At 61.0% G+C, this 19,738-nt stretch carries 22 protein-coding genes; 18 read left to right on the top strand and 4 right to left on the bottom strand.

The genetic code is table 11. The features are described 5' to 3' along the window. The first annotated feature begins 22 nt into the window (after nt 1-22). Genes C5J24_RS26335 through dnaQ form a run of 4 tightly spaced genes read left to right on the top strand, consistent with a single transcriptional unit; the run spans nt 23 to nt 2,774 of the window. Nucleotides 23-616 (top strand): Maf-like protein, encoded by a 594-nt coding sequence (locus C5J24_RS26335; protein WP_105422129.1) that lies wholly within the window; start codon nt 23-25, stop codon nt 614-616. After that, complete coding sequence (locus C5J24_RS26330; RefSeq protein ID WP_105422127.1) at nt 609-1,469, top strand: shikimate dehydrogenase; 861 nt, start codon at nt 609-611, stop codon at nt 1,467-1,469. The genes C5J24_RS26335 and C5J24_RS26330 overlap by 8 nt, the downstream gene beginning before the upstream one ends. Next, the gene (gene coaE / locus C5J24_RS26325) at nt 1,466-2,077 is read left to right on the top strand and encodes a dephospho-CoA kinase (RefSeq protein WP_105422125.1); all 612 of its coding nucleotides are present in this window, start codon (nt 1,466-1,468) and stop codon (nt 2,075-2,077) included. The genes C5J24_RS26330 and coaE overlap by 4 nt, the downstream gene beginning before the upstream one ends. Continuing rightward, nucleotides 2,070-2,774 (top strand): DNA polymerase III subunit epsilon, encoded by a 705-nt coding sequence (gene dnaQ / locus C5J24_RS26320; protein WP_105422123.1) that lies wholly within the window; start codon nt 2,070-2,072, stop codon nt 2,772-2,774. Before coaE ends, dnaQ begins: the two co-directional genes overlap by 8 nt. Before the next feature lie 51 nt (nt 2,775-2,825). Here dnaQ and secB read toward each other — a convergent pair whose 3' ends face one another. Both secB and C5J24_RS26310 read right to left on the bottom strand, forming a co-directional pair. Further along, nucleotides 2,826-3,302 carry a protein-export chaperone SecB gene (gene secB / locus C5J24_RS26315; RefSeq protein ID WP_046611880.1) on the bottom strand — a complete coding sequence of 159 codons (477 nt, stop codon included), beginning with the start codon at nt 3,300-3,302 and terminating at the stop codon, nt 2,826-2,828. An 85-nt stretch (nt 3,303-3,387) separates the two neighbouring features. After that, on the bottom strand, nt 3,388-3,903 hold the full coding sequence (locus C5J24_RS26310; RefSeq protein WP_105422302.1) for an FxsA family protein: 516 nt from the start codon (nt 3,901-3,903) through the stop codon (nt 3,388-3,390). Nucleotides 3,904-4,029: 126 nt separating this feature from the next. Between C5J24_RS26310 and C5J24_RS26305 the strand changes: the two genes are divergently transcribed. From C5J24_RS26305 to gyrB, 5 genes are all read left to right on the top strand, one after another. Further along, nucleotides 4,030-4,728 carry a Tim44/TimA family putative adaptor protein gene (locus tag C5J24_RS26305; protein ID WP_105404816.1) on the top strand — a complete coding sequence of 233 codons (699 nt, stop codon included), beginning with the start codon at nt 4,030-4,032 and terminating at the stop codon, nt 4,726-4,728. After that, on the top strand, nt 4,725-5,843 hold the full coding sequence (locus C5J24_RS26300) for a murein transglycosylase A (RefSeq protein ID WP_105422121.1): 1,119 nt from the start codon (nt 4,725-4,727) through the stop codon (nt 5,841-5,843). The genes C5J24_RS26305 and C5J24_RS26300 overlap by 4 nt, the downstream gene beginning before the upstream one ends. Beyond that, on the top strand, nt 5,840-6,433 hold the full coding sequence (locus tag C5J24_RS26295; protein ID WP_105404814.1) for a Smr/MutS family protein: 594 nt from the start codon (nt 5,840-5,842) through the stop codon (nt 6,431-6,433). Before C5J24_RS26300 ends, C5J24_RS26295 begins: the two co-directional genes overlap by 4 nt. Further along, nucleotides 6,430-6,795, top strand: a complete 366-nt coding sequence (locus C5J24_RS26290) for a helix-turn-helix domain-containing protein (protein WP_038547381.1) — start codon at nt 6,430-6,432, stop codon at nt 6,793-6,795. The genes C5J24_RS26295 and C5J24_RS26290 overlap by 4 nt, the downstream gene beginning before the upstream one ends. Nucleotides 6,796-6,934: 139 nt before the next feature. Continuing rightward, entirely contained in the window at nt 6,935-9,370 is a 2,436-nt protein-coding gene (gene gyrB / locus C5J24_RS26285; protein ID WP_105422119.1) for a DNA topoisomerase (ATP-hydrolyzing) subunit B, read from the top strand. Between the two features lie 132 nt (nt 9,371-9,502). On the opposite strand, the gene C5J24_RS26280 is transcribed toward gyrB, so the two are convergent. After that, nucleotides 9,503-10,102 carry a nitroreductase family protein gene (locus tag C5J24_RS26280; RefSeq protein ID WP_105422117.1) on the bottom strand — a complete coding sequence of 200 codons (600 nt, stop codon included), beginning with the start codon at nt 10,100-10,102 and terminating at the stop codon, nt 9,503-9,505. A gap of 155 nt (nt 10,103-10,257) precedes the next feature. Between C5J24_RS26280 and C5J24_RS26275 the strand changes: the two genes are divergently transcribed. From C5J24_RS26275 to C5J24_RS26235, 9 genes are all read left to right on the top strand, one after another. Further along, nucleotides 10,258-11,100, top strand: coding sequence for a fumarylacetoacetate hydrolase family protein (locus C5J24_RS26275; protein WP_105422115.1), 843 nt, complete (start codon nt 10,258-10,260; stop codon nt 11,098-11,100). A gap of 260 nt (nt 11,101-11,360) precedes the next feature. Then, nucleotides 11,361-12,644, top strand: a complete 1,284-nt coding sequence (locus tag C5J24_RS26270) for a polyhydroxyalkanoate depolymerase (RefSeq protein ID WP_105422300.1) — start codon at nt 11,361-11,363, stop codon at nt 12,642-12,644. 148 nt (nt 12,645-12,792) lie between these two features. Continuing rightward, nucleotides 12,793-13,215 (top strand): DUF2852 domain-containing protein, encoded by a 423-nt coding sequence (locus tag C5J24_RS26265; protein ID WP_046668110.1) that lies wholly within the window; start codon nt 12,793-12,795, stop codon nt 13,213-13,215. A gap of 91 nt (nt 13,216-13,306) precedes the next feature. Further along, entirely contained in the window at nt 13,307-14,068 is a 762-nt protein-coding gene (locus tag C5J24_RS26260) for a M48 family metallopeptidase (RefSeq protein ID WP_046636688.1), read from the top strand. A gap of 210 nt (nt 14,069-14,278) precedes the next feature. After that, the gene (locus C5J24_RS26255; protein ID WP_105422113.1) at nt 14,279-14,935 is read left to right on the top strand and encodes a phosphoribosylanthranilate isomerase; all 657 of its coding nucleotides are present in this window, start codon (nt 14,279-14,281) and stop codon (nt 14,933-14,935) included. Between the two features lie 11 nt (nt 14,936-14,946). Beyond that, nucleotides 14,947-16,167 carry a tryptophan synthase subunit beta gene (gene trpB / locus C5J24_RS26250; RefSeq protein WP_105422111.1) on the top strand — a complete coding sequence of 407 codons (1,221 nt, stop codon included), beginning with the start codon at nt 14,947-14,949 and terminating at the stop codon, nt 16,165-16,167. Nucleotide 16,168: 1 nt separating this feature from the next. After that, nucleotides 16,169-17,008: a tryptophan synthase subunit alpha gene (gene trpA, locus C5J24_RS26245; RefSeq protein ID WP_105422109.1), complete on the top strand. Its 840-nt coding sequence runs from the start codon at nt 16,169-16,171 to the stop codon at nt 17,006-17,008. Between the two features lie 39 nt (nt 17,009-17,047). Beyond that, entirely contained in the window at nt 17,048-17,944 is an 897-nt protein-coding gene (accD, locus tag C5J24_RS26240) for an acetyl-CoA carboxylase, carboxyltransferase subunit beta (protein ID WP_046636684.1), read from the top strand. A gap of 33 nt (nt 17,945-17,977) precedes the next feature. Then, on the top strand, nt 17,978-19,330 hold the full coding sequence (locus tag C5J24_RS26235) for a folylpolyglutamate synthase/dihydrofolate synthase family protein (RefSeq protein WP_245446791.1): 1,353 nt from the start codon (nt 17,978-17,980) through the stop codon (nt 19,328-19,330). Between the two features lie 83 nt (nt 19,331-19,413). On the opposite strand, the gene trxA is transcribed toward C5J24_RS26235, so the two are convergent. Beyond that, nucleotides 19,414-19,734, bottom strand: coding sequence for a thioredoxin (gene trxA, locus C5J24_RS26230; RefSeq protein WP_038547409.1), 321 nt, complete (start codon nt 19,732-19,734; stop codon nt 19,414-19,416). Between the last annotated feature and the right edge of the window lie 4 nt (nt 19,735-19,738).

The raw sequence follows: 19,738 nt of genomic DNA, 5'->3' as shown, positions 1-19,738 counted from the left end.
CCGCAGCCTTTGGGAGATTTTCGTGACAATGCCGCTCGTACTTGCCTCCTCCAGCCCCTTCCGCAGGATGCTGCTGGAAAATGCCGGCCTCGCTTTTGAAAGCACGGCGGCGGATATCGACGAGCGGAAAATCGAGGCCGGACTGGAGAGCGCAAACCCAGATCAGGTGGCGCTGACGCTTGCCATGGCAAAGGCGGTGGATGTGAGCCGCCATTTTCCGGGCGCGCTGGTGATCGGCTCGGACCAGACCATGTCGCTCGGAAGCCGCGTCTATCACAAGCCGAAAACCCTTGCCGAAGCGAAAGAGAACCTGCTTTCCCTTTCCGACAGAACCCATCGACTGAACAGCGCGATCGCTTTCGTGTGTGATAACGAGATCGTCTGGGAACATGTCGCCCATGCGGACCTGACCGTCCGGAAACTGAACGAAACCTTCGTTGACCGCTACCTGTCGCGGGTCGGGGAGAAGGTCTACGGCAGTGTCGGAGCCTATCAGCTGGAAGGGGAGGGTATCCAGTTGTTTTCAAGGATCGAAGGCGACTATTTCACCATACTCGGCTTGCCCATGCTGCCGCTTCTCGAAAAGCTCCGCGAACTGGGAGCGATCGATGGCTGATTCACGTGAAACATTTTTGGTTAATGCTTTCGTAACCGGCTGGCCGGTGAAGCATTCCCGTTCCCCGTTGATCCACGGGTATTGGCTGAAGAAGTTCGAAATTGCCGGGACCTACAGGCCCGAGGCCGTGACCGAAGCGGACTTCCCCGCCTTCATCCAGTCGTTGAAAGACGGAAGCTCCGGTTTTCGCGGCGGCAATGTCACCATTCCCCACAAGGAGCTTGCCTTCAAGCTGGCCGACCGACCGGATGATCTGGCGGAAGAACTCGGCGCGTCCAATACGCTCTGGATGGAAGACGGCCTGTTGCACGCCACCAATACCGACGGCCACGGGTTCACTGCCAATCTCAACGACCGCCATTCGGGCTGGGATAAGATCGGCCGCGCCGTCATTTTGGGCGCCGGCGGCGCAAGCCGCGCTGTCATCCAGGCGATACGGGATCGCGGCATCAGTGAGATCCATGTGGTCAATCGGACGGTTTCACGCGCCGAGGAACTCGCCGATCGGTTCGGTCCGAAAGTTCATGCCCATCCCGTCGAAGCGCTTGACGAGGTGATGTCCGGCGCAGGCCTTTTTGTGAACACGACATCGCTCGGCATGGACGGCAGCGAAGCGCTGAAGATTGACTTCTCGCCGTTGGCGTCCGGCGCGGTCGTCACCGATATCGTCTACGTCCCGTTGAAAACGCCGCTGCTCGTCCAGGCCGAGGAACAAGGTTTCGCGACCGTCGATGGGCTCGGCATGCTGTTGCACCAGGCTGTGCCCGGCTTCGAAAAATGGTTCGGCCGCCGCCCGGTTGTCGATAAAATTCTTCGGGACCTTGTCATCGCCGATATGGAAAGCCACGGATGATTGTCATCGGCCTCACCGGTTCAATCGGAATGGGAAAATCCACAACCGCGAAAATGTTCGCGGAAGAAGGCGTCGCGGTGAATGACGCCGATGCCGTCGTCCATGATCTCTACCGTACCGATGCGGTGGCACCCGTGGGTAAGGCATTTCCCGGCACGGTCAAGGATGGTGCCATCAACCGTCAGGAACTGTCCCGCCAGCTTTCGGCGTCGCCTGAAAAATTCCCGATCCTCGAAGCGATCGTCCATCCGCTGGTCCGCCAGCGTGAAGTCGATTTCCTGACCCGCCACAGAGAAGCCGGCACGGACCTCGTGCTCCTCGATATTCCGCTTCTCTTCGAAGTGAAGGGCGAGGATCGCGCCGATGTTATTGTCGTTGTCACCTGCGATCCACAGATACAGCGCGACAGGGTGCTTGCGCGTCCCGGCATGACGGAGGAAAAATTGGCGATGATTCTCTCGCGCCAGATGCCCGACGGCGAAAAACGCCAAAGAGCCGATTTCCTTGTCGATACGGGCCTTGGACTGGACGCGGCGAGAGAACGGGTTCGCGAGATCATCGCATCTCTGAAGGCCGGGAAGACAAGCGAGAAAAAGCCACATGCGTGAGATCATCTTCGATACGGAAACCACGGGCCTCGAATCGAAGGTCGATCGGGTGATCGAAATCGGCGGCATCGAGCTGATCAACAATTTCCCGACCGGTAGGACGCTTCATCTTTACATCAATCCGGGCGACCGCAAGGTTCATCCGGACGCGCTGGCGGTTCACGGCATTACCGACGAGTTCCTGAAGGACAAGCCGAGCTTCGGCGATGTCGTCCAGCAGATCATCGAATTTTTCGACGGTGCCAAGTGGATCGCCCATAACGCCACTTTCGACATGGGCTTCATGAATGCGGAATTCGGCCGCCTCGGCCTGCCGCCGGTGATGTCCGACCAGGTCATCGACACCCTAGCCATGGCCCGCCGCAAACATCCGATGGGTCCGAATTCGCTCGATGCGCTCTGCCGCCGTTACGGCATCGACAACGCCCACCGCACCAAGCACGGCGCGCTGCTCGACTCCGAACTACTCGCCGAAGTCTACATCGAGATGACCGGCGGCCGCCAGACGGCGCTCGGCCTGATGGGCAACGAGCGGTCTGCGACGGTGATCGAGGTCGATGAAGTCGTGGTGACGGTGGCCGGCCGTCCGCGGCCTCTTGGCCGCCGGCTGACGGAAGCCGAGATCGAAGCCCATGCGGCCATGGTCACGTCCCTGAAGGACAAGGCGGTCTGGCTGAAGTACAAGCCGGCCGAATAAAAAAGCCCGGGTCGAAGCCCGGGCTCTTATCATCAAATCCAAAACTGGATCTCAGCTGTCGAGTGCCTGAACCTTGGAACGGGCCTGTTCCTCGGCCATGCGCTGCGTGAACATCTGCGCGAAATCGATCGGGTCGATCATCAGCGGCGGGAAGCCGCCGTTACGCGTCACATCCGCAATGATCTGGCGGGCGAACGGGAACAGGAGACGCGGGCACTCGATGAAGAGCAGCGGCAGCATGTGTTCCTGCGGAAAACCGGTGATGCGGAAGACGCCGCCATACACCAGTTCGGCCGCGAAGACGATCTTGTCGCCTTCCTTGGCTTCGGCGTTCAGCGTCAGGATAACGTCGAAATCGGCGTCCGAAAGCGGATTGGCGTTGACGTTGACGTTGATGTTGATTGCCGGCGCCTTGTCGCGCGCCTGCAGCGAACGCGGAGCGCCTGGGTTCTCGAAGGAGAGATCCTTGGTGTACTGCGCCAGGATGTTGAGGGACGGCGTTGCGGCCTGGTTGTTATCGTCTGCCATTGGGATTTCCTCGAGGCTTTGGAGCGTTGAGGCCCTCTAACATTTCGTCTGGGGGCTTACAACCCTGGCCAACCCGCAGGACCTCTCAAGGTTCCTTGCTTTTGGGGCCGGCCCAGGGCGAAGAGGGGTCGGGATCGCGATGGTAATCCTGCTCGTCGAGATCGACCACCGGCCCGGTTTTCTTGGCCTCCGGCGAAGGCTTCGGGCTTTCGTAGCGATAGCTTTCGCTGCGCGGCGAACGGACGACGACGACGCGGCGACCAACCACGGACCAGATCAGGCTGCGCACGAAGGGAATGAACAGCGCCAGCCCGATGATGTCGGTGAGGAAGCCAGGCAGCAGCAGAAGGATTCCGGCGACCACGATCATCGCGCCGTCGATCAGGGCGCGGCCGGGTGCGCGGCCGTCGCGGCTCTCGGTCGAAATCTTCCTCAGGATCTGGGTCCCCTGGCTGCGAAGCAGAATGGCTCCGAGCACTGCGGTACCGATGACCAGACCGAGTGTCGCCCAGAGGCCGAGTGCTTTGCCGACCAGCACGAAGCCGGCGATTTCGGCGAGCGGCCAGCCGATCAGAAGAAGCGGCACGAGAAAGAAGCGCATGATATTCCCTGTGTCGTGATATTCGGTTGCGCGCAAAGCGCTAACGTCTTCATCATTTGAATGATAGGCGTATGCAGACTATATGAGAGACTGCACCGAATATTTAAACGCCAAATGCGGGTTAAGATGGGCTCCAACGACTTTATAACACTCTTTTTCCTTGTCGCAGCGGTTCTGATCTTCCTGCAACTGCGCAGTGTGCTCGGACGCCGGACGGGAAGCGAGAAGCCGCCGTTCGATCCTTACAGCCCCCGCGACGTCGCGAAAAACCCGGGTGGCGATGACAGCAAGGTCGTGACCCTGCCGCGTCGCGACGCCACGGATGACGAGCAGCGTTATGCGGATGTCGACGCTGTCGCCAAGCCCGATACGCCGCTCAACACCGCGCTGCGCGAACTGGTGAAGTCAGATCCTTCCTTCCGCCCCCGCGAGTTCCTGAACGGTGCCCGCATGGCTTACGAGATGATCGTCATGGCTTTTGCCGACGGCGACCGGAAGACGCTGAAGGGCCTCCTCTCGAAAGAGGTTTTTGACGGTTTCGACACGGCGATCACCGACCGGGAATCCCGCGGCGAGGTGGTGAAGTCCACATTCGTCGGTATCGACAAGGCGGATATCACCCATGCAGCCGTCAAGGATGCCGAAGAGCAGATCACCGTCCGCATCGTCAGCCAGCTGATTTCCGCCACCTATGACAAGGCCGGCGCGCTGATCGACGGCGATCAGGAAACCGTGGCCGAGGTCACCGACATCTGGACCTTTGCCCGTGACATCCACTCCCGCGATCCGAACTGGAGATTGGTCGCCACCGAATCCGAACAATGACCTTGAGCTCTGCGGATTATACTCTACGGCCGGTATCCTTCCCCGATCTTGCGGGGTGGGGCGATGACGATCCGACGGCGCTTTTTGCCGGCATGCGTGCGTCGCTGGAGCATATCCGCAAGGTCAAGCCGTACCGCACCGGTATCCTTGGCCTGACGGCCGAGGAACTCGCCTCCTTCATCGAAGCCGCCCGGGACATCCCGGGCGATCCCGTTTCTGCCCGGGCCTTCTTCGAGACCCATTGCACGCCCTTCCTGATCTCCCGCAACGACGGCCGGCGCGGTTTCGTCACCGCTTTCTACGAGCCTGAGATAGAGGTCTCGGAAACGCGGGACGATGTCTGGATCCACCCCTTCTACTATCGCCCCGACGATCTCATTGATCTCGACGACGGCAACCGTCCGGCGGGATTGGACTCCGGCTACATGTTCGGAAGGCAGACAGCCGATGGCATCGAGCCCTATCCGGACCGCGGCGAGATCGACCGAGGTTTTCTCGAAGGCCGCGGCCTGGAGATCGCCTATGCGAAGTCCAAGGTCGATGTCTTCTTCATTCATGTCCAGGGCGCGGCGAGGTTGAGATATCCCGATGGAAACATCCGGCGGATCACCTATGCCGCTAAGGCGGGTCATCCGTTTTCGCCGATCGGCAAGCTGCTGATCGACCGCGGCGAGATCGATCCCGCCAAGATTTCCATGCAGAGCATCCGAACCTGGCTGGCTGAGAATCCGGCTAAGGTTGACGAGGTGCTTTGGCACAATCGTTCCTACATCTTCTTCCGGGAAGCGGATGTCTCCGATCCGTCGCTCGGGCCGGTGGCGGCCGCCAAGGTGCCCCTGATCCCGGGACGCTCGCTGGCGGTCGACCGCCAGGTTCATACATTCGGTTTCCCCTTTTTCATCCGGTCCGAGACGCTGACCCATATGGATGGGGGCAAACCCTTCGCGCGGCTGATGCTGGCGCTCGATACCGGATCCGCGATCGTCGGCCCGGCGCGCGGCGACATTTTTACTGGCTCCGGCTTCGAGGCGGGCGAGCTTGCTGGAACCGTACGCAACGATGCGGACTTCTACATCCTCATCCCCAAGGCAGCGTCCGTCAGGTACGGCGGATGAAGGGCGGTCGCAAACTCGATCCGGAAGAGCGGATATTGTGGGGAAGGGTCGCGAAGTCGGCCCGCGCCTTGCCCGGCCGCATGAAGGAGATCCTGCAGTTCGAGGAAGCGGAGGCCGCAAAGATCGCCGCGGAGGAAGCGGCCGTCGAAGCGAAAAAGCCAAAACCCGCGCCGCGGCAGCAGAGTTATGCAGTCGAGCTTCCGGCACCCGTCCCGGCCAGGCGTCCCGTGGGTTCTCATCAGCCGCTCGAAAAGCCCGTCAAGAAAAAGCTCGCCAAGGGCCGGCTGCCGATCGACGCCCGTCTCGACCTGCACGGACTATTCCAGGGCGAGGCTCACGACCTGCTTCTCGACTTTTTGCTGCGAGCCCATGAACGCGGTCTTCGCCATGTGCTGGTGATCACCGGCAAGGGCAGCTCGATGGGCAGCGAAGGCGCGCTCCGACGCGCTGTGCCTCTGTGGTTTTCGAAAGCGGAGTTCCGTTTCCTGATCTCGTCTTATGAATGGGCGGCGCGTCATCATGGCGGCGAGGGCGCCATGTATGTGCGGCTTTCCCGCGGCAGAGGGGACAATCGCGGAGATCGGGAATGACCCCCTTCGGCCATGCACTGAGGGAGCTGCGCCGCCGCAAGGGCATAACCCAACGCGAACTGGCCGAGGCGATCGGCGTCACGCCTGCCTATCTTTCCGCCCTGGAGCATGGAAAGCGCGGCCGGCCGACCTTCGAACTGCTGCAGCGGATCGCCGGTTATTTCAATGTTATCTGGGACGAGGCGGAAGAACTTTTCCGCCTTGCCGAAGCGTCGCATCCGAAAGTCGTGCTTGATACCGCGGGTCTGCCGCCATCATACACCGGCTTTGCCAACCGGCTGGCGCAGCGGATTCGCTCTTTACCGCCCGACGTGATAGAGGAAATGGACACGCTCCTCAAAAAAGCCGAGATGCGAGGCTGAATTCGCTACGCATCCACGGCTTTCATGCCGTATTGGCGAGGCTCAACCTTTAGAAACCGCCCCGATTTCCCTATATTCTGAGGGTGGAATGGCCGGTGATTCGCTTAACCGGCATCTCAAACGAATTGGAAGATACTTGATGACCGATACACCCGTCAGCGATAATGGCGCGAGTGCCGAATATGGTGCTGACTCGATCAAGGTTCTGAAGGGCCTCGATGCAGTGCGCAAGCGGCCCGGCATGTATATCGGCGATACGGACGACGGCTCCGGCCTGCATCACATGGTCTACGAAGTCGTGGACAACGCGATCGACGAGGCGCTGGCTGGCCATGCCGACCTGGTGACCGTCACGCTCAACGCGGATGGCTCCGTCACCGTGACGGATAACGGCCGCGGTATCCCGACCGATATTCACACCGGCGAGGGCGTATCGGCTGCCGAAGTGATCATGACCCAGCTCCATGCTGGCGGCAAGTTCGACCAGAACTCCTACAAGGTCTCGGGTGGTCTGCACGGCGTCGGCGTCTCCGTCGTCAACGCGCTGTCCGTCTGGCTGAAGCTGCGCATCCGCCGCAACGGCAAGCTCCACGAAATTTCCTTCACCCACGGCGTTGCCGACGGTCCGCTCAAGGTCATCGGCGAATACGAAGGTCGCTCCGGAACCGAGGTTACCTTCCTCGTAAGCTCCGAAACCTTCACGATGACCGAATATGACTACGGCACGCTCGAGCATCGTCTGCGCGAGCTGGCGTTCCTGAATTCCGGCGTCAGAATCCGGCTAACGGACAAGCGCAAGCCGGACGTCAAGGAAGAGGAAATGCTGTATGACGGCGGTCTCGAAGCCTTCGTCCGTTATCTCGATCGCTCCAAGAAGCCGCTGGTCGAAAAGCCAGTCAGCATCAAGGGCGAAAAGGACGGCATGACGGTCGAAGTGGCCATGTGGTGGAACGACAGCTACCACGAAAACATGCTCTGCTTTACCAACAATATTCCCCAGCGCGATGGCGGCACCCATATGGCCGGCTTCCGAGGCGCCCTGACGCGTCAGGTGACGTCCTATGCGGATAGTTCCGGCATCACCAAGAAGGAAAAGGTCACGCTGCAGGGAGAAGACTGCCGCGAAGGCCTCACCGCGGTGCTTTCCGTCAAGGTGCCCGACCCCAAGTTTTCATCGCAGACCAAGGACAAGCTCGTTTCCTCGGAAGTTCGGCCGGTGGTCGAAAGCCTGATGAACGAAGCCCTGAGCACTTGGTTCGAGGAACATCCGACCGAAGCGAAGATTCTCGTCGGCAAGGTGGTCGAAGCGGCCGTTGCCCGCGAAGCCGCCCGCAAGGCCCGCGAATTGACCCGCCGCAAGGGCGTACTCGACATCGCCTCGCTGCCCGGCAAGCTTGCCGATTGCTCCGAGCGCGACCCGGCCAAGTCCGAACTGTTCCTCGTCGAGGGCGATTCCGCCGGCGGTTCCGCCAAGCAGGGCCGTTCGCGCGAGAACCAGGCGATCCTCCCGCTCCGCGGCAAGATTCTCAACGTCGAACGTGCCCGTTTCGACAAGATGCTCGGAAGCCAGGAAATCGGCACGCTGATCACCGCGCTCGGCACATCGATCGGCAAGGACGAGTTCAACGCCGACAAGCTGCGTTACCACAAGATCATCATCATGACGGACGCCGACGTCGACGGCGCCCATATCCGCACCCTGCTTCTGACCTTCTTCTTCCGCCAGATGCCGGAGCTGATCGAGCGCGGGCATATCTATATCGCCCAGCCGCCGCTCTATAAGGTCAGCCGCGGCAAGTCGATCCAGTACCTGAAGAACGAAGTCGCCCTGGAAGAGTACCTGATCACCATGGGCCTCGAAGAGGCGACGCTGACGCTCGGTTCCGGCGAAGTACGTGCCGGCCAAGATATGCGGGAAGTCATCCAGGACGCGCTGCGCCTGCGCAGCCTGGTCGAAGGCCTGCATTCCCGCTACAGCCGCTCGATCATCGAACAGGCTGCGATCGCCGGTGCCCTCAATCCGGAACTGACCGATAACCGCGAACGGGCCCAGCAGACAGCCGATGAAGTCGCCCGCCGGCTGGACATGATCGCCGAAGAGACCGAACGCGGCTGGTCCGGCCATGTGACGGACGAGGGCGGCCTGCGTTTCGAGCGCATGGTGCGCGGCGTCAAGGAAGTCGCCTCCGTAGACGTGGCGCTGATCGGCTCGGCCGATGCCCGCCATATCGACCAGATGACGGCGCGCCTGCAGGAAATCTATCGCACCCCGCCGGTCCTCACCCGCAAGGATGGTCAGCAGGAAATGTCCGGCCCCCGCGCGCTGCTGGAATCGATTTTCGCGACGGGCCGAAAGGGTCTCTCCATGCAGCGTTACAAGGGCCTCGGCGAGATGAATGCCGAGCAGCTCTGGGAAACGACGCTCGATCCGAACGTCCGCTCGCTGCTGCAGGTCAGGGTCAACGATGCGACCGATGCCGACGGCCTCTTCTCGCGCCTGATGGGCGACGAAGTCGAACCGCGCCGCGAGTTCATTCAGGAAAACGCGCTGAGCGTTGCCAACCTCGACATCTGACGTTGAAGCTTTACAAAAAAGCGGCGGTTCTCGGGCCGCCGTTTTTTGTTTGTCCAGTTCGAAAGTGTTTCACGTGAATCTTTCCTGTGGATAGGGATTCACGTGAAACAATTTTCGAGGCATCGCCGGCGCTCAGGGCTCTCCGGTGAATTTTCCCTCGAAGGCGATCTCCGAAACCGGCTTGCGCTTGCTTGGAAACTCCCGTTCGGCAAGATCGTCGGGAAGCGTGCTCCGGTCCGCGATGCGGCCGATCGCAGCCGCTGCCTCGGCCCGGTAACCTTCCGGAATGCCAAGCACTTCGACAGCCTTTTCCTTGTCGAAACCCTCCATACCGTGCGCGTGATAACCGAGTTTCATCGCCTGGCAGATCACCGAGAACCAGGCAGCACCCGTATCGTAGGAATGGGTGTAGGCAAGCCGGCGCTCGCCATTGCTCGCGATGCGATAGGTCTTCGACACGACGATCATCAGCGCTGCCGCGTTCTGCGCCCAGCGCTGGTTACCCGGCGAAAGAATGTCGACGAGCACCGGAAAAGAAGGCGTACCGCGGATCGCATAGATGAAACGCCAGGGCTGGTTGTTGCCGGAGGAGGGCGCCCAATGGGCAGCATCGAGGATCGTCAGCATGGTCGCCTGATCGATCGTTTCCTCGGTAAACGCCCGCGGCGACCAGCGGTCGAGGAAGAAGGTGTCGATCGGAAACTCCGAGTCGCGGGTGTTGCTGCTGGTCATGAGCATTCTCCGAAATTGCAGGCCGGGAGTAGATTTAACATTAACAATAGGCCCGTCGACCTGCTTGGCAACAGACTTCTGGTTGGCTGAAAACGGGCGTGACAAGCCGGGACGCATGTTCCATAAACCTCCTCGCTTAAATGGAGGATCATGTTTTGAAACTGATGCGCATTGGTGAGCCGGGCCATGAAACGCCGGCACTTTTTGACAACAAGGGCAAGATCCGCGATCTGTCCGGCCATGTCGCCGATATTGCCGGGCCTGCCATTTCCCCGGAAGGCCTTGCCAAGATCGCCGCTCTCGATCCGGAAAGCCTGCCCGAATTGCAGCCGACCCGCATCGGCGCCTGCGTCGCTGGCACCGGAAAGTTCATCTGCATCGGCCTCAACTATTCCGACCATGCGGCCGAAACCGGCGCGACCGTACCGCCGGAGCCGATCATCTTCATGAAGGCGACTTCCGCCATCGTCGGCCCGAACGACGACGTGGTCATCCCGCGGGGTTCCCAGAAGACCGACTGGGAAGTCGAGCTCGGGGTCGTCATCGGCAAGACCGCAAAATATGTCTCGGAAGCCGATGCGATGAATTATGTCGCCGGCTACTGCCTGACCAACGACGTCTCCGAACGCGCCTTCCAGAGCGAACGCTCCGGCCAGTGGACCAAGGGCAAGTCCTGCGACACCTTCGGCCCGATCGGCCCCTGGCTCGTCACCAAGGATGAAATCGCCGATCCGCAGAACCTCGGTATGTGGCTCACGGTCAATGGTAAGAAGATGCAGAACGGCTCCACCAAGACGATGGTCTACGGCGTCCGTTATCTCGTCTCTTACCTCAGCCAATTCATGTCGCTGCATCCGGGCGACATCATCTCCACCGGCACGCCTCCGGGCGTCGGCCTCGGCATGAAGCCGCAGCGTTTCCTGAAGCCCGGCGAAGTCGTCGAGCTCGGCATCGATGGCCTCGGCACCCAGCGTCAGACCTTCGTCGCCGACGTCTAAATGATCGGAGGACTCATGCCCGCCGGCGGGGATGAGTCCTTAACCAGGCTTGGAAGGTGGAACTTTAAGGCTTACATGTCATTCTCAAGACAGCAGAATGATCTGCGGTTCCGCCTTCCTCTTGGCCAATTCAGCCGGTATCCCCCATAATGTTGCACCGCAATAGAAAAGTGCTAGCCTATCCCCACGCTGCTCCTGAACCGATCGGTTCGATGCCCCTGTCGAATGCGCTGTCGGAAATCACGAAAGGTAGCACCTCGATGTTCTATCAGTTCTACGAGATGAACCACGCCGCGATGGCTCCTGTCCGCGCTGCCGCGGATGCCATGCACTTCTTCTATTCCAACCCGCTCAATCCGTTTTCCCATACGACGATGGGCCGGACGCTGTCCGCCGGCCTTGAAGTCTTCGAGCGCGTGACGCGCCGATACGGTAAGCCGGCCTTCGATCTCCCGTTCACGATCGCCGACGGCGAAACCGTCGCGGTGACGGAAGAGATCGTCTGGAACAAACCGTTCTGCAATCTCCTGCATTTCCGCCGTGACTTGCCGGCCGGCCGTGCCCCGGACCAGAAGATCCTGATCGTCGCGCCGATGTCCGGCCATTATGCGACCCTGCTGCGCGGCACCGTGGAAGCGCTGCTGCCAAGCGCCGATGTCTACATCACGGACTGGATCGACGCCCGCATGGTGCCGATCACCGATGGCCGCTTCGATCTTGACGACTATATCGACTACATCATCGAGATGCTGCACGCGATCGGCCCTGGCGCCCATGTCATCGGCGTCTGCCAGCCTTCGGTCCCGGTGCTTGCTGCCGTGGCTGTGATGGAATCGCAGCGCGACCAGATGGTTCCGGCCTCGATGATCCTGATGGGGGGCCCGATCGACACCCGCATCAACCCGACCGCCGTCAACAAGCTCGCGGAAAAACATCCGATCGAATGGTTCCGCGACAACGTCATCATGAACGTGCCGTGGCCGCATTCCGGTTTCATGCGCCGCGTCTATCCAGGCTTCCTGCAATTGTCCGGCTTCATGTCGATGAACCTTGACCGGCACGTGACCGCCCACAAGGAATTCTTCCAGCACCTCGTCAAGAACGACGGCGAGTCCGCCGAGAAGCACCGCGAGTTCTACGACGAATATCTGGCGGTCATGGACCTCACCGAGGAGTTTTACCTCCAGACGGTCGACACGGTCTTCATCAAGCATTCGCTGCCGAAGGGCGAGATGATGCACCGGAATGTACCGGTCGATACCAAGCTCATCCATCAGGTGGCGCTTCTGACCGTCGAGGGCGAGAACGACGATATTTCCGGTCTCGGCCAGACCAATGCGGCGCAGACCATCTGCCCGAACATTCCCGATGAGATGCGCATGCACTACATGCAGCCGGATGTCGGCCACTACGGTGTGTTCAACGGCTCGCGTTTCCGCCGCGAGATCGCGCCTCGCATCGTTGCCTTCACCCAGAAACATGCCAGGTCCGCACCGAAGAAGACTCCGGTCAAGCGCGTGATAAAGGGCGGCAAGGCCGGCTAAGCCGGCGGGGTTCTTCGAATTCCGGTTTATATTTCAGCATCTTCTTGAATTTAATGATCCGTCTTCTTGAAGGCGGATCATGGGCTCACCAAATCGGAATGAGACGGGCTGGCATGTGGCCACCCGCTGAAACATCAGGGTGTGACCAATGAACCAGTCAGCATTGATTCGTCCGGATTGGACGCCGGCCACCATCGCTCTCATGGTGCTCGGTTTCGTCGTTTTCTGGCCTCTCGGCCTTGCCATGCTCGCCTATATTCTCTTCGGGGACAGGCTCCGCGGCTTCAAGCGCGATGCCAACGACCGCGCCGATCGCATGTTCGCCGGCTGCCGCCGGGCGAAGTCCCGTTACAACACGCATTTCACCACTGGCAACATCGCCTTCGACGATTGGCGCAAGACCGAGATCGACCGGATCGAGGAAGAACGCCGCAAGCTGGATGAAATGCGCGAAGAATTCGACAACTATGTCCGCGAGCTTCGCCGCGCCAAGGACCAGGAAGAGTTCGATCGCTTCATGCGCGAGCGGCAGAACCGTTCTTCCGGCCAGAACCCGGTTGTCGATCTCTGATCCTCCCAAGGATTCACGTGAAACGCGATGGAAAGCCGGCGTCTGTGAGGCGCCGGCTTTTTTATGTAAGGGAATCGGCTAGAAAGGGTCCATGTTCGCGCTTCTGAAAAAGCCAGTCCGCTCCAAACCGAAACCGCTCGAAACGGTTAAGCGGACGCTTGATGTCGGCGATCGGGCGATGCCGCTGACGATCAGGGAAAACCGCCGTGCCACCCGCATCACGCTCAGGATCGAACCCGGGGGCCGCGCGCTCAATCTCACCGTGCCGGCGGGCCTGCTGAAGCGCGAGATCGACGATTTCCTCGACCGCCATCAGGGCTGGCTGCTGACCAAGCTGGCGAAATTCTCCGCGGACAATGCGATTCGCCCCGGCGGCCGTATCGCCTTTCGCGGCGTGCCTCACCGGATCGAACATACCGGCACGCTTCGCGGCCTTACCGAGGCGGTGCTGATCGACGGCGAACCGGTGCTGAGGGTGAGCGGCCTTGAGGATCATATGGGCCGCCGGCTCTCCGCCTTTTTCAAGAAGGAAGCGCGCAAGGATCTCGAAGTGCTGGTCGCCCGCCACGCCGCCGCCATCCGCAAGCCGATCAAGTCGGTCTCCATGAAGGATACCCGCAGCCGCTGGGGATCCTGCTCCTGGGATGGAAATCTCAGCTTTTCCTGGCGCATCGTCATGGCTCCGCCTCTGATCATCGACTATCTCGCCGCCCATGAAGTGGCGCACCTGAAGGAGATGAACCACGGTCCGAAATTCTGGGCCCTGTGCAGGGAGCTCTGCCCGCGCATGGAAGAAGCGCGCAAATGGCTGAAACAGCACGGCTCGCAGCTGCACGCGATCGACTTCGAGTAGGAGACCGCCTGTGGATCCTCGGTCAAGCCCTAGGATGACCAGCTTGGATGTTATCGCCCGTTGGCGATCACCAGCCGTCCGCTCCTTAGCCATCCGCCGCCTTCTCCGTCGTCATCCTCGGGCTTGACCCGAGGATCCATGCCCCAAACGCCGCACTCTCGGCTATGATTTGCCTCGACTCCGGCGGAATTTCATGCCACTCCGCACCTCATGAAACCTGATATCAAGATCTGCGGGTTGAAGACCCCCGAGGCTGTCGATCGCGCCGTGGCGCGGGGTGCCTCGCATATCGGCTTCATCTTTTTTGCCAAGAGCCCGCGTTATGTGGAACCGGACCTTGCTGGAGACCTTGCCGATCGAGTCCGCGGACGGGTGAAGCTCGTCGCGGTGACGGTCGATGCCGATGACGAGGAACTGGACGACATCGTATCCATGGTGCGGCCCGACATCCTGCAGCTGCATGGCAACGAGAGCCCGGAACGGGTTCTGCAGGTAAAAGCGCTCTTCGGCCTGCCGGTCATGAAGGCATTTTCTGTGAAGGAAGCCGGCGATCTTGACCGGGTCGATGCGTATATCGGCGTCGCTGACCGTTTTCTCTTCGATGCCAAGGCTCCCGCCGGATCTGAATTGCCGGGCGGCAACGGCATTTCCTTTGACTGGAGCCTGATGGCTTCCCTTGACGAGGGCGTGGATTACATGCTTTCGGGAGGATTGAACAAGGATAATGCCACCATCGCCCTCAAATCGACGCGGGCGACCGGTATCGATCTATCGTCCGGCGTCGAAAGTGCGCCGGGTATCAAGGACCTTGGAATGATCGATGCGTTTTTCGATGCCGTTGCAGATGCGGATCGGAAAAGCGCGTGAGGGAGTAGACAGTGAACGAGACGCCAAAACCCAATTCGTTCCGTTCCGGCCCCGATGAGGATGGCCGTTTCGGTATTTTCGGCGGGCGCTTCGTCGCCGAAACGCTGATGCCGCTGATCCTGGATCTCCAGGGGGAATGGGAAAAGGCGAAGAACGATCCGGCCTTCCAGAAGGAACTGGCTGATCTTGGCGCCCATTATATCGGCCGCCCGAGCCCGCTCTATTTCGCCGAGCGCCTGACGGAACATCTCGGCGGTGCCAAGATCTATTTCAAGCGCGAAGAGCTGAACCATACCGGTTCGCACAAGATCAACAACTGCATCGGTCAGATCCTGCTTGCCAAGCGCATGGGCAAGACCCGTATCATCGCCGAAACCGGTGCCGGCCAGCATGGCGTTGCCTCCGCGACCGTTGCCGCCCGTTTCGGCTTCCCCTGCGTCGTCTACATGGGCGCCACCGACGTTCAGCGGCAGGCGCCGAACGTCTTCCGCATGAAGCTCCTCGGTGCTGAAGTCCGTCCGGTCACCGCCGGTCACGGCACGCTGAAGGACGCCATGAACGAGGCGCTGCGCGACTGGGTCACCAATGTCGACGACACCTATTACCTGATCGGCACCGCCGCCGGCCCGCATCCCTATCCGGAAATGGTCCGCGACTTCCAATCGGTCATCGGCACCGAAGCCCGCGCCCAGCTGCTGGAAGCCGAAGGCAGGCTGCCTGACGTGGTCATTGCCGCCGTTGGCGGAGGGTCGAACGCGATCGGCATCTTCCATCCTTTCCTCGATGACGACAGCGTCCGGATCGTCGGCGTCGAAGCCGGTGGCCGTGGCCTCCAGGGCGTCGAACACTGCGCCTCGATCACCGCCGGAACGCCTGGCGTCCTGCATGGCAACCGCACCTATCTGCTGCAGGACGGCGACGGCCAGATCCTCGAAGGCCATTCGATTTCGGCCGGCCTCGACTATCCCGGCATCGGTCCGGAGCACAGCTGGCTGCATTCCATCGGCCGTGCGGAATACGTGCCGATCATGGACGACGAAGCGCTCGACGCTTTCCAGATGCTGACCCGTCTCGAAGGCATCATCCCGGCGCTGGAGCCGAGCCATGCGCTCGCCGAAGTGATCAAGCGCGCCCCGAAGATGGGCAAGGACGAAATCATCCTGATGAATCTGTCGGGCCGTGGAGACAAGGACATCTTCACCGTCGGCAAGATTCTCGGCATGGAGCTTTGATATGACCGCTCGTATGGACAAACGTTTCGCGGCCCTGAAGGCCGAGGGTCGCCCAGCGCTAATCACCTACATCATGGGCGGCGATCCGGATTTCGAGACCTCGCTCGGCATCATGAAGGCACTGCCCGATGCCGGGGCCGATCTGATCGAGCTCGGCATGCCGTTTTCCGATCCGATGGCCGATGGCCCGGCGGTCCAGATGGCCGGTCAGCGCGCCCTGAAGGACGGTCAGACGCTCGCAAAGACGCTCGAGCTCGCACGCAGGTTCCGCGAAGACGATACTGAAACGCCGATCGTCATGATGGGTTACTACAACCCGATCTATGTCTATGGCGTCGAAAAATTCCTCGATGACGTGATCGCCTCCGGCATCGACGGCCTGATCGTCGTCGATCTTCCGCCGGAAATGGATGACGAGCTCTGCATCCCGGCACTGGCCAAGGGTGTCAACTTCATCCGCCTCGCCACCCCGACCACCGACGACAAGCGTCTCCCGGCCGTTCTCAAGAACACGTCAGGTTTCGTCTATTACGTCTCGATGAACGGCATCACCGGCTCGGCCCTTCCGGATCCGTCGCTGATCGGCGGAGCCGTCAAGCGCATCAAGGGCCACACGGCTCTGCCGGTCTGCGTCGGTTTCGGCGTCAAGACCGCGGATCACGCCAAGGCAATCGGCGCTGCTGCGGATGGCGTCGTCGTCGGTTCGGCAATCGTCAGCCAGATCGCCGGCAGCCTCACCAAGGATGGCAAGGCCGGTCCGGATACCGTTGCTGCGGTCGCAACCCTGGTTCGGGGCCTTGCAACCGGCGTGCGCGCTGCCCGCCTTGTTGCCGCCGAATAGTTTCCCACATTAGGCTTGAGTTAATCGGGAGTACGCCAAGTGAACTGGATCACCAATTACGTCCGGCCGCGCATCAACTCCATGCTCGGTCGTCCCAACCGGGACGTTCCGGAAAATCTCTGGATCAAGTGCCCGGAAACCGGGGAAATGGTCTTTCATAAGGACCTGGAAGAAAACAAGTGGGTCATCCCCGCTTCCGGCTTCCACATGAAGATGCCCGCCAAGGCTCGCCTTGTCGATCTTTTCGACGGCGGTGTCTTCGAAGCGTTCCCGCAGCCGAAGGTCGCCCAGGATCCCCTGAAATTCCGCGATTCGAAACGGTATGCCGACCGCCTGAAGGACAGCCGCATCAAGACCGAGCAGGAAGACACGATTCTTGCCGGTCTCGGCGAGGTCCAGGGCCTGAAGCTGGTCGCTGTCGTGCATGAATTCAACTTCATCGGCGGTTCGCTCGGCATGGCGGCTGGCGAGGCGATCGTCCGGGCCTGCGAACGAGCTCTCACCGAAAAATGCCCGCTGGTGATCTTCCCGGCTTCCGGTGGCGCCCGCATGCAGGAAGGCATCCTGTCGCTGATGCAGCTTCCGCGCACCACGGTTGCGGTCGACATGCTGAAGGAAGCGGGGCTGCCTTATATCGTCGTGCTCACCAACCCGACGACCGGCGGCGTTACGGCCTCCTACGCCATGCTGGGCGACGTCCATATCGCCGAACCGGGCGCCGAAATCGGCTTTGCCGGCAAGCGGGTGATCGAGCAGACGCTGCGCGAAAAGCTGCCCGAAGGTTTCCAGACCTCGGAATATCTGCTCGAGCACGGCATGGTCGACATGGTGGTGAAGCGCCACGACATTCCGTCGACGCTGGCCAAAATCCTGAAGATGCTGACAAAGCAGCCTGTCCAGGAAGCGCTTCCGGCCCCCATCGCGCTCAGCGCCTGACCGAAAGAGAGAATCGAGAGCCGGAGCGGCGGGATGACCACCATGAACGAGCCCGTTGTGAGCGAAGCGGAACGGGAAATCGATAGGCTGATGACCCTTCATCCGAAGGGTTTCGATCTTTCGCTCGACAGGATCACCCGCCTGCTCGAACTCCTCGGCAATCCGCACAGGAAACTGCCGCGCGTCATCCATGTGGCCGGCACCAACGGCAAGGGGTCCGTCACCGCCTTCTGCCGTGCCCTGCTCGAGGCAGGCGGTTACGCCACGCATGTCCACACGTCTCCGCATCTTGTCCACTGGCATGAACGCTATCGAATCGGCGTCAAAGGCGGCCGCAGCCAGATCGTCGGCGACGAGATGCTGGCGGATGCCCTGCGGCGCATCGCGGCGGCCAATAATGGCCAGATGATCACCGTCTTCGAGATCCTGACCGCAGCGACCTTCCTTCTGTTCTCCGAACAACCCGGCGATGCGGTGATCCTCGAAGTCGGCCTCGGCGGCCGTTTCGATGCCACCAACGTCATTTCCGATCCGGCGGTTTCGGTCATCATGCCGATCTCGCTCGACCATCAGGCCTATCTCGGCGATCGGGTCGAGCTGATTGCCGCCGAAAAGGCGGGGATCATGAAGCGCGGCCGCCCGGTGGTCATCGGCCAGCAGGAATTTGAGGCGGCCCGCGACGTGCTGGTTTCGACTGCCGAACGGCTCGGCTGTCCGACCGCCGTCTATGGCCAGGAGTTTTCGGCCCACGAGGAATTTGGCCGGCTGATTTATCAAGACGAGTACGGCCTTGCCGACCTGCCTTTGCCGCGCCTGCCGGGGCGTCACCAATACGCCAACGCCGCTGCCGCCATCCGCGCCGTCAAGGCAGCTGGCTTCACCGTCACCGAAGCGATGATGGAAAAGGCGATGGCGACGGTCGAATGGCCCGCCCGCCTCCAGAAGTTGACCGAAGGTAAACTGCTGCAATATGCGCCCGAGGGTTCTGAAATCTGGCTGGATGGCGGGCACAACCCCGGCGCCGGCGAGGTGATCGCCGAGGCAATGGCATCCTTCGAGGAACGCCAGGCCCGGCCGCTTTACATCATTGCCGGCATGATCAATACCAAGGACCCGATCGGCTATTTCCGCGCCTTTGCCGACATCGCCGAACACGTCTTCACCGTGCGCATCCGCGGCAGCGAATCGGGGCTCGACCCGGTGGTTCTCGCCCATGCCGCATTCGACGCGGGCTTGGTGGCCGAACCCGCCGGCTCCACGGCTGAGGCGCTGCAGGAAATCGCCCGCCGCCAGGTGCCGGGGGGGCGGCCGCCGCGCATCTTGATCGGCGGCTCGCTTTATTTCGCCGGCAACGTACTTGCCGACAACGGCACCCCGCCGACCTGACAAAAGGGCGCCGCTACACCAAAAGAAAAAGCCCGGCTGCAGGGATCAGCCGGGCTTTTTTTACGCGGGCATGCGACTGGAAGTTAGGCGGCGCTGGAAATCCAGGCCGAAAGGGCGGTCTTCGGAGCGGCGCCGACCTTGATGTCGGCGACTTCGCCACCCTTGAACATGGCAAGCGTCGGGATCGAGCGTACGCCGAACTGGGCAGCAAGCTCGGGATTTTCGTCGATATTCAGCTTGACGACCTTCACCTTGCCGGCGAGCTCGTTCGAAATTTCTTCGAGGCTCGGGCCAATCATTTTGCAAGGGCCGCACCATTCAGCCCAGAAATCCACGATCACCGGCTCGGCGGCGTCAAGGACTTCGGCCTGGAAGTTGCTGTTATCGACTTTTACGGTAGCCATAGGG

This window comes from Neorhizobium sp. T25_27, from assembly GCF_002968565.1.
Classification (GTDB): domain Bacteria; phylum Pseudomonadota; class Alphaproteobacteria; order Rhizobiales; family Rhizobiaceae; genus Neorhizobium; species Neorhizobium tomejilense.
Note: the sequence above shows the minus strand (reverse complement) of the source record. Positions and strands in the feature narration are given on the sequence as shown.